Source organism: Anoxybacillus pushchinoensis, assembly GCF_900111795.1.
In the GTDB taxonomy this organism is placed as follows: Bacteria; Bacillota; Bacilli; order Bacillales; family Anoxybacillaceae; genus Anoxybacillus; species Anoxybacillus pushchinoensis.
Genome location: NZ_FOJQ01000070.1, coordinates 1 through 9,457 on the forward strand (window position 1 = coordinate 1; position 9,457 = coordinate 9,457).

A 9,457-nucleotide genomic window follows, 5' to 3' on the forward strand; every position below is an offset into this window, starting at 1 on the left:
CAGTTTTTCTACGCTTACTTTTGTTTCATCATAATCTACATCGACTGTACCTTCTTGCAAATGTACTTCGACGCGGCTGACGCCATCTAACGTTTGAAGTGCATTTGTCACCGCCGCTTTGCAATGTCCGCATGTCATTCCTTGTACTTGTAATGTAATCGTCATCATCCATTCCTCCTTAAATGTTTATATTTTCACGCGTTTCAAACGAAGCGCGTTTGTCACAACCGATACAGAGCTAAATGCCATCGCTGCCCCAGCGATCCATGGTTGTAATAACCCAGCTGCAGCGACTGGAATGCCAACGCTATTATAAAATAATGCCCAAAATAAGTTTTGCCGAATGTTGCGCATCGTTTGTCGGCTCAGTTCAATCGCTTGTGGAATATGCATCAAGTCACCACCAACGAGCGTTACATCTGCCGTTTCAATTGCGACATCTGCACCTGTGCCAATCGCCATCCCAATATCCGCTTTCGCAAGAGCTGGAGCGTCATTAATGCCATCACCGACCATCGCCACTCGTTTCCCTTGCTTTTGCAATTCCTCGACGATGTTCGCTTTGTCTTCCGGAAGCACCTCTGCATAGACATGATCGATACCGACCTGTTTGGCGATCGCTTCGGCTGTTCGTTTGTTATCGCCTGTCACCATATACACATCGATGCCCATTTGTTTTAATGTTTGAATTGCTTCTTTGGAGCTTTCTTTTACCGTATCCGCGACAGCAATGATGCCGGCAAGCTGTCCATCGATCGCAATGAGCATCACTGTTTTCCCTTGTTTTTCAAGCTCTACCATTTTATCTTCATGCACAGAAATCGCTACAGAGCGTTCCTTCATCAATTTTCGCGTCCCAATAAGGATGCTTTTTCCGTCAATGACAGCTTCAATTCCGTGGCCGGTAATGGCGGAGAAGTGCTCCAATGGCTTCATCGAAATCGCTTGTTTCTTCCCGTATTCAACAATCGCTTGCGCTAGCGGATGTTCCGAAGCGCTCTCGGCCGAAACGGCATAGTCGAGCATGTTTTCTTGGAATTGTAACACATCTGTCACTTCTGGTTTTCCTTTTGTCACTGTTCCTGTTTTATCCAGTAATACGGCATTGATTTTATGCGTTCCCTCTAGGTACTCACCCCCTTTAAAGAGAATGCCATGTTCTGCCCCTTTGCCTGTACCGACCATAATCGATGTTGGCGTGGCAAGACCGAGCGCACAAGGACACGCAATGACGAGAACGGCAATTGCGACTTCAAGCGCTTTTGCCAAATCACCCGGCGCAACAAAGAAGTACCATATAATGAATGCAACGACGGCAATTCCTACAACAATCGAGACGAAAATGCCAGAGATCGTGTCCGCCATCCGCTGAATCGGAGCTTTCGAACCTTGCGCTTCTTCGACGATTTTTATGATATTGGCGAGCGCGGTATCTTTTCCGACTTTTTCGGCACGAATGGTGAGTACGCCATTCGTATTCATCGTCGCCCCGATCACATAGTCGCCTTCCTTCTTATCAACTGGAATCGATTCACCAGTAATCATCGATTCATCTACGGAAGATGCCCCGGCGATGACCGTACCGTCTACCGGGATTTTTTCTCCTGGCTTGACAAGAATCGTATCGCCGATCACCACTTCCTCGAGCGGAACCTTTCTTTCCTCCCCATTACGGATGACAGTCGCTTCCTTTGCCTGAAGGCTCAACAGCTTAGAGATAGCTTCTGTTGTTCGCCCTTTCGCAAGATCCTCAAAGTATTTGCCGACAACCACAAGCGTAATCAAGACGGCGCTCGTTTCAAAATATAATCTTGGCATATATTCATGATTCCCAATCGTTCGAAAAGCTTCATACAAGCTGTAAAAGTACGCGGCCGATGTTCCAAGCGCTATGAGAACGTCCATGTTTGCGCTCTTGTTTCGCAACGCTCGGTACGCCCCGACATAGAAAGGACCGCCGATGTAAAACTGAACGGGTGTAGCTAAAAGAAACTGGAACCACGGGTTCATCAACAGTTTCGGCATCGGCAAGCCGATATGAAACGGCATATGGGCAATCATCGTATAAAGCAGCGGCAACGATAAGATGATGGAAATCGCGAGTTGCCGTTGTTTTCGTTTCAGCCGCTCTTCTTTCCGGCCAGCATCATCTTGTTCTTCGTTTCGAATCTGCCCCTTGTACCCAAGCTTTTTGATTTTTTCTAAAATGTCTTCGACAGATGCAATGCCTTCAGTGAATTCTACAACAGCACTGTTTGTCGCCAAGTTTACAGCGGCGCTTGTCACACCTTCCATACGATTTAACCCTTTTTCAATCCGTGACGCACATGCCGCGCATGTCATCCCTTCAATATCTAGCGTCACCTTTTCAGTTGCAACACCATACCCTAAATTCTCAATTTTAGCTCGGATATCGGCTACACTTTGTTTCGATGGATCATATTTAATCGTTGCTTTTTCCATCGCCAAATTGACATTCGCTTCTACCCCATCCATTTTGTTCAACACTTTCTCAATACGATTGGAACAAGCGGCGCATGTCATGCCGGTAACCTTCAGTGTTACGGTTCTTTGTTCACTCACCCACTTTCCCTCCCTTACTTTGAGAATTGCTTAATGACATCCATTAATTCCCGAATGGATTCTTCTCCGCTTCCTTCACGGATTGCTTTGGAAACGCAATGGCTGACATGGCGTTCTAACAAATTCAATCCGACTTTATTTAACGCGGCCGTAATCGCAGAAATTTGCACTAAAATATCGATGCAATACCGATTGTCTTCGACCATTTTTTGCACCCCGCGCACTTGTCCTTCAATACGCTTCAAGCGCTTAATAATGCTTTCGATCTCTTCTTCTGTACGCGGAACCATTTTTTTATCCATATTATGATCTTCGCAATGGTTCATGAAATATCACCTCTCTGATTACATTATACCGGTAATGGGTATATAAAGCAACGAAACAACATTATTATCGTCAACGTTTTCCCATGATCTATTCACTTTTGGTAGATTTTTTATGAAACAAAAATTCTATCACTTTAGTTTGTCGAGAGAGTGCGAAATGTAAATTATAAAAACTTTATATTGAAGAGTTAATATGAAACAGCAACATAATATTCAAAAATTTTTTCCGTCTTGAAAGGAGAATAAAAATGGAAAAGTACTTTTTAGAAACAAATCATTTAACCAAAACTTTCGGCAAACAAGTTGTAGTAGATGATGTATCCATAAAAGTCAAGATACATACGGTTTATGGATTGCTCGGACCAAATGGAGCCGGAAAATCAACGCTTTTAAAAATGTTAACGGGGCTGTTGCGCCCTACGAAAGGGGAAATCATAATCAACGGCCACCCTTGGAGCAGAAAAGACTTAAAAGATATCGGTGCGTTGATCGAATCTCCTGCTCTTTACGGCAATTTAACCGCTCATGAAAACTTGCTTGTTCACGCCAAATTGCTTCGTTTACCTGAGTCGCGCATCCAAGAAGTTTTGCATCTTGTTGGATTGGAAAATACAGGGAAAAAGAAAGCGTCTCAACTTTCCTTCGGAATGAAACAACGATTAGGAATTGCCAAAGCGCTTTTAAACCATCCAAAACTGCTCATTCTCGACGAACCAACTAATGGATTGGATCCATTAGGTATACAGGACTTGCGAAAACTCATTAAATCGTTTACCGAAAACGGGATCACCGTCATTCTATCGAGCCATATTTTGTCCGAAGTTAAGCAATTAGCCGATTATATTGGCATTATCCAAAACGGAAAACTCAGGTACGAAGGAAAAATAGACGAAAGCCAAGATCTCGAAAAACTCTTTGTCGATGTAGTGAACGAGTAATGAAGGAGGATGGAAATCATGCTCAATATGTTCGAGTCAGAACGTTTAAAATATAAGCGGACGTTTGCGAAAAAACTTGTATTCATCGCTCCGCTTTTCTTTATCCTATACGCCATCATCACCATGCCGGCCATGAATTCAGCACACAATTATTTTGAATACACCGTATTTAATTGGTGGCCATTGATTTTCGTTCCGGTTGGCACAGCTTTGATCGCTTCCTTGTCAACAATAAGGGAGAAAAAGTCAGGAAACGATAGAGCGCTCCGTTGCCATGACATTAGCATTACAGGTCTATGGTGGAGCAAAATCGCCGTCATCGCCTATTATATGTTGCTCTCAACAGTAGAACTGGTTATCTTGCTTATTTTATTGAAATGTTTTTTGCCCAACAGCCTCTCATCCGCTACGGTCGCCGTATTCGCAGGCTTAATCATTTGGTTGACTTCTTTATCCTATATTCCGATCGGATTATTTATTGCCGAGCAGTTCGGGATGGTGGTTTCGATCATTGTCAGTGTCGTCGGACTCGCTATGGGCGTGGTCGCAGCTGCACAGCCTTATTGGCTGTTCATCCCATGGAGCTGGGGCATGAGGTTGATGTGCCCGATCGTCGGGGTTCATCCGAACGGTATTCCTTTGGAAAAAGGGAGTCCGCTATTGGATCCTTCTGTCATTCCAATAGGCCTGGCGATCGCCCTTATCATGTTTCTATTGTTATCTTTTTTAACCGCCGTTTGGTTTGCGCGAAAGGAAGTGTATTGACATGTCGTTTCTTCGCCTTCTGTCATCCGAATGGATCAAAACAAAACGCACAGCGATTCGGATGATGGTCATCATCACGCCAATCATTTATTCTCTCTTTATGGTATGGTATTTTTCGCACTACCGTACCTCTACGTTTTGGCAGATGAAAATCTATCAAGGATTTTTTGAAGTAATGGCTGTTTCCTTACCGATCATTATCTCCCTACTGACTGGGCTGATGTCCTATCAAGAAGAAAAAGCAGGAAGTTTCATGAACATCTTGACCGGTCCTGTATCCAAAGTTCAATGGTATGTTGGCAAACTCACGCTGCTCATCTTTATTGCATGCGCGGACATCTTGCTAGCTACGATTCTTATGCTCTTTGGAATGAAATACGTACTCAAAGTCGCGTACATTCATTATCAGTTATTTTTGCAAGGAGCCATGCTCTCCATCGTGGGCTCACTCATCCTTTTTTCCTTGCACCTGTTCATCAGCTTCGCCTTTGGAATGGGGTCCTCGATCGCCGTAGGAATCGGTGGATTTCTCATTTCCGCCCTTATTGGCGCAACGTCCTTAGGCGATCATATATGGAGCTATATTCCTTGGGCTTGGGCTGTTCGTCTCTCACAATTTCCAATTCTTATGATGCCCGAAGTAAAGCAAACCTTGGAGGCGCAGTTATTAAGTTCCTTTTCGCTATCATTATGGGAAGGAATAGCCTATGCCCTCCTAAGCTTCATCGTCGTCACCATCATCAGTTCGATCTGGTTTCATCGTTGGGAAGGAAATAAACCACATGAATGAAAATTCACTTCTCCCTCTCAATGGGATGTTAAAAAAGGAGGTCTTAGATCAATTATGAAAAACTCCATCTTACTCCTCACGTTGATTGGAGTCCTCTTCATAGGAGGTTGTTCACTTGTCAGTGACTTACAAAAGACAGCAACACAAAATATAGAGATCGATCGGAAATTGCCAAAGTACGAGTTGAACAAAGACAATTTGCAAGAAATTCACTATCAAGACCGGACGTACATCATTCAAGCAGCAAAAGTAGATCGACATCAATTGAACAAACCGATCGGGAAAGTAGCGGAGACGATTACCATCAATGAGCATCATCAAATCTTGAGCAAAAAAGAACTGCGAAAGATCGAAGTCATTCCCGATCAAACGGATGAAAAACGAACTCACTTGAACTTTGGCTGGGTATACAGCATCAAAGGCGTAAACCCAGATGAAGAAGTAGCTGTTACGGTGAACCACCAATTTTTGATTGCTAAAAGAAAATAAAGGCTTAGAGACTGTCAGCTAGGGAAAGAGAAATTCCTCCCTAGCTGCATTCTCCACTCTCGATAACGGCGGAAAGCCCATAAGATTGGATGATTAATCAGATAGCTCCTTAATATAAAATTCAACCGTCGCTCCACCTTTTTCATTGTTGTAGGCCCAAATTTCACCGCCATGATGATTCACAATTCTTTTAGCAATATACAGTCCTAATCCAACATGATTTTTATACTGCTTATCCTGGTAAAAAGGCTGAAACAACAAAGACGTATCGTTTTCTTTAAATCCCGTTCCTGTATCTGAACAGCGAAAATAGATTTTACACTCATTCCCCTCTTTTTCATCATGTACTTCCAACTTAATTTCTCCGCTTTTTGTAAACCTCAGGCTGTTGTATAAAATATTGTCCAACACTCTCATTAACATCGCTTCATCAAGTATGTAAGATGATTTTTGCAAATTCACATCAAAGCAAATGTTTATCGATTTTTGATGGTAAACCATTGTTGAGATCTCTCGTTTTTTCTCCTCAAGGATTTGCCTTACATCCACTTCTTTTGCATTCAGTGAAAAGTGGGCATTCTCCACTTTATAGAGCAACGACAAATTATCTGTCAACATAGTCATCTTCCCACAATTTTTGCGAATAATCTCTAAATGGGGAGTGACATCAAAGCAGCCCAACTTTCGCAAATCTTGAATCAAATCAATTTGTCCTTGGATGACCGTTAACGGGGTTCTGATATCATGCGCGATCGATGATACCATCATTTTTCGTTCGTCATCGGTCTTTGCTAAACGTTCCACCATTTCTTTCAGCGCACTGATCATGGTATTAAAGGAATCCTGGATTTTCATAAATTCTTTTCTTTTCAACCCTGAGACTTGAAAATCAAAATCCCCGCTTGCAATGTGATCAGAAGCTTCGAGCAATAATTTGACATTATGGAACAATGATTTATACAGCCTAGATGTAAAGAAAATCAAATAAACAATAAAAAAGATCAACGGAGAAATAAGCAGCACAGCATAAATCAACACGGCTCCGAAGCGATTTTGATTGTTAATGATAAACCCGAAAGGCGCTTTCAACACATACACCGCCTGAATGGCGTTATCATGTTGAACGGGAATGAACCGATACACATAGCTTCCTTTTACAATCTCACGGTTGATCACTTTGCTCATATCCACTTGACCGTCTACAATTCCTTGCTCACCATACAGATGCTTACCGCTAATGTCTACAACTTCTCCCTGTATCTTTTCATTGTAACGATGGATGGGAATCAATCTCCCCCTGAAAATAGCCTCTTCGTTTTCTTTCACCTTTTTTTCAATTAGATCTAAATCTTTCACGAAATAATTGGTCGGTTTCACCACATGGTTTGTGGTTAATGTCATAATCAAATAGATTAAGCATAAATAAGTAACCACCGAAGAGACCGCGGTTGCTAACACTACCTTCACAACCAACAAATAAAAATCTCGTTTGATTGTTTTATCGTTTTTCATTGTTCACATCCCATTTATAGCCGAGCCCATATAATGTTTGAATATAGGAATTTTCCGAATCTAGAACTTTTATTTTCTTTCTAATATTCTTAATACTTTCTGTTACTGTTTCTAACTGACTTTCTGAATCTAGTCCCCATACCCGTTCAAAAATCCTCTCCTTCGAAAAAACTATGTTTTTATTCAACATTAACAGCTCAATAATTTGATATTCTTTTTTTGTCAAATTTAATTTTATCCCTTTACAAAAGACCTCATTAGCCAAAAGATCAATCGTAATGTTTTTAGAACTCAAAAGATATCTCTCGTTCGAACGAATCCGTTCCTCCCTTCTTAAATGGCAATCAATTCTCGCCTTTAACTCCTTTAAGCTGAACGGCTTGGTGATGTAGTCATCCCCACCGATCGCCAAAGCTTGAACCTTATCTTCCTCCAGCGTTTTAGCACTAACAAATACAATAGGGTAATCAACCCGATCACGAATGATTGTACACAGCTCCATTCCGTCAATTCCTTCCATCATGATATCCAACACAATCAAATCAAAATCGTCGTTTATCATCTTCAACGCTTCTACACCGCTGTGGACCGTTTCTACCTGATAATGATGAAGCTCCAAATATTGTTTAATGGTGCAGCAAATATCTTCATCATCATCAACAACCAAAATCTTCTTTTTGTTCACTTTTTGATCCCCCCGTACAGTTGAATAGCGTTTAAGCCTATTCCATCCCCATATCATAGGGTAATCTCATATCACCATTGCCTTATTCATAGGGGCAATGCGAAGCTTTACTATTTGTCACTTTTTACCAAAAATATGTGCGTCTTGAGTGACGTCTGTATAAAAGAACCTCTTCTCCATGAACCATTTTCAACATATTTGATCGATTGCCGGTCGATCGAACAACACCACTTCTAGGTAGGTGTTTGATCCTCCGTTACGCCAAGGTTTGACGGAAAATCCTCCGCATCTTGCCTCAAACAATCGATAAGCCGTCTTTTCCATTGTACATAAACAACATTTAAACTTCAGATAATAAAAATGCACAATCCCAAGGCGTTTTTTTCGAGTTTTGTATAGCTAATATCGTCAATAAAATTCCCGCTGTCCCATCGATTAGTCCCACATAATTATAATATTTCGTGCTTCCTTCGCTCTCCTCAATATTTTTAAAACCAAAAGGAAATTCCTCATTATAAGATTTTATTATATCATCGACCAATTTGCAGGCGGCTTCCCTAAAATCGCTTATATTCGTTTCTTCATAAAATCTGTTGCATATATACGCAACTCCCGATAAACCATGACAAAAGGAAGGAGAAAAAATGTTGTAAAGCCGTTTGCTTGCCAGTTTCATTCCGCTGACAGCACAATCAATGTATGATTGATTGTTTAGGGTTTTACCTGCTATAAGTAACGAATAAGCAACACCAGGCGTGCCATAACACCAGGCATCCCTTGTATCTTTGTTTAGGACAGAGCCATTTTTGTATTCCTCTAGAGAAACATGAGTCCCCCAATAAGAGCCATTTTCATCTTTAATTTGAAACTTCATAAGAAAATCAGCTATTCTTTGAATGCATTCATCTTGCCCATCTACGTAAATATTCAGTTTTTTAGCATTGCACAAGACAATGAGTAAAGCAGGTATACCGTGAGACAACCCAATGTTAAAGAAACCTGATGGCCATTTTCTCCTTTCAGTGTCTGAAAAAGCATTCTTTGGGGGAATATACCAGCCAGGAACGTTGATATCCTCCATTTGTTTATCTTGAGATAAATCTATCCTGAAAACAAAATTTGGCAAAAAACAACCCCCACCTAGCCTTTGGAATATAATTTCTAAAGGAAGGTATTAAAGTTTATATATGGTTTAATTCCCTTATGCACCCACTTTTTCTAACTTCACTTCGTACCCTAACCCCTCTAATTTCTTCACCGTTTGACGCACGATCTTTGCTTCCCGTTGACGATCCCAATAGTCTGCCCCTAATTCTTTATACGGTTCCTTCCGAGTTAACAGGTAATAGATGATTTCTAATATCGTTCG

General features: G+C 41.4%; 10 protein-coding genes and 1 pseudogene. 4 read left to right on the forward strand and 7 right to left on the reverse strand.

Annotated elements, in window-relative coordinates:
- From BM213_RS13065 to BM213_RS13075, 3 genes are all read right to left on the reverse strand, one after another.
- Positions 1 to 165, reverse strand: a 165-nt coding sequence (locus BM213_RS13065) for a cation transporter (RefSeq protein WP_091704855.1), incomplete at its 3' end; no start/stop codon positions are given.
- A 21-nt stretch (positions 166 to 186) separates the two neighbouring features.
- Positions 187 to 2,583 carry a heavy metal translocating P-type ATPase gene (locus tag BM213_RS13070; RefSeq protein ID WP_091704857.1) on the reverse strand — a complete coding sequence of 799 codons (2,397 nt, stop codon included), beginning with the start codon at positions 2,581 to 2,583 and terminating at the stop codon, positions 187 to 189.
- A gap of 14 nt (positions 2,584 to 2,597) precedes the next feature.
- On the reverse strand, positions 2,598 to 2,909 hold the full coding sequence (locus BM213_RS13075) for a metal-sensing transcriptional repressor (protein WP_091704860.1): 312 nt from the start codon (positions 2,907 to 2,909) through the stop codon (positions 2,598 to 2,600).
- Positions 2,910 to 3,157: 248 nt separating this feature from the next.
- Between BM213_RS13075 and BM213_RS13080 the strand changes: the two genes are divergently transcribed.
- Genes BM213_RS13080 through BM213_RS13095 form a run of 4 tightly spaced genes read left to right on the forward strand, consistent with a single transcriptional unit; the run spans position 3,158 to position 5,891 of the window.
- Complete coding sequence (locus BM213_RS13080; protein ID WP_091704862.1) at positions 3,158 to 3,847, forward strand: lantibiotic protection ABC transporter ATP-binding protein; 690 nt, start codon at positions 3,158 to 3,160, stop codon at positions 3,845 to 3,847.
- Positions 3,848 to 3,865: 18 nt separating this feature from the next.
- Entirely contained in the window at positions 3,866 to 4,612 is a 747-nt protein-coding gene (locus BM213_RS13085; protein WP_091704865.1) for a lantibiotic immunity ABC transporter MutE/EpiE family permease subunit, read from the forward strand.
- A gap of 1 nt (position 4,613) precedes the next feature.
- Complete coding sequence (locus BM213_RS13090; protein ID WP_091704868.1) at positions 4,614 to 5,402, forward strand: lantibiotic immunity ABC transporter MutG family permease subunit; 789 nt, start codon at positions 4,614 to 4,616, stop codon at positions 5,400 to 5,402.
- A 54-nt stretch (positions 5,403 to 5,456) separates the two neighbouring features.
- Positions 5,457 to 5,891, forward strand: coding sequence for a NisI/SpaI family lantibiotic immunity lipoprotein (locus tag BM213_RS13095; protein WP_091704870.1), 435 nt, complete (start codon positions 5,457 to 5,459; stop codon positions 5,889 to 5,891).
- Positions 5,892 to 5,984: 93 nt separating this feature from the next.
- On the opposite strand, the gene BM213_RS13100 is transcribed toward BM213_RS13095, so the two are convergent.
- From BM213_RS13100 to BM213_RS15325, 4 genes and pseudogenes are all read right to left on the reverse strand, one after another.
- On the reverse strand, positions 5,985 to 7,403 hold the full coding sequence (locus BM213_RS13100; RefSeq protein ID WP_091704873.1) for a HAMP domain-containing sensor histidine kinase: 1,419 nt from the start codon (positions 7,401 to 7,403) through the stop codon (positions 5,985 to 5,987).
- A complete protein-coding gene (locus tag BM213_RS13105; protein WP_091704875.1) occupies positions 7,390 to 8,088 on the reverse strand; it encodes a response regulator transcription factor in 699 nt (232 codons plus the stop codon). Before BM213_RS13105 ends, BM213_RS13100 begins: the two co-directional genes overlap by 14 nt.
- 340 nt (positions 8,089 to 8,428) lie before the next feature.
- Positions 8,429 to 9,214 carry a lanthionine synthetase C family protein gene (locus BM213_RS13110; RefSeq protein WP_244149297.1) on the reverse strand — a complete coding sequence of 262 codons (786 nt, stop codon included), beginning with the start codon at positions 9,212 to 9,214 and terminating at the stop codon, positions 8,429 to 8,431.
- 75 nt (positions 9,215 to 9,289) lie between these two features.
- Positions 9,290 to 9,457, reverse strand: a pseudogene (locus BM213_RS15325) (IS110 family transposase); the annotation flags it as partial.

What these genes read in the sequence shown, in the direction of transcription:
- BM213_RS13075 (WP_091704860.1), bottom strand. Translation starts at nt 2,909, where the DNA reads ATGAACCATTGCGAAGATCATAATATGGATAAAAAAATGGTTCCGCGT.
- BM213_RS13080 (WP_091704862.1), top strand. Translation starts at nt 3,158, where the DNA reads ATGGAAAAGTACTTTTTAGAAACAAATCATTTAACCAAAACTTTCGGC.
- BM213_RS13085 (WP_091704865.1), top strand. Translation starts at nt 3,866, where the DNA reads ATGCTCAATATGTTCGAGTCAGAACGTTTAAAATATAAGCGGACGTTT.
- BM213_RS13090 (WP_091704868.1), top strand. Translation starts at nt 4,614, where the DNA reads ATGTCGTTTCTTCGCCTTCTGTCATCCGAATGGATCAAAACAAAACGC.
- BM213_RS13095 (WP_091704870.1), top strand. Translation starts at nt 5,457, where the DNA reads ATGAAAAACTCCATCTTACTCCTCACGTTGATTGGAGTCCTCTTCATA.
- BM213_RS13100 (WP_091704873.1), bottom strand. Translation starts at nt 7,403, where the DNA reads ATGAAAAACGATAAAACAATCAAACGAGATTTTTATTTGTTGGTTGTG.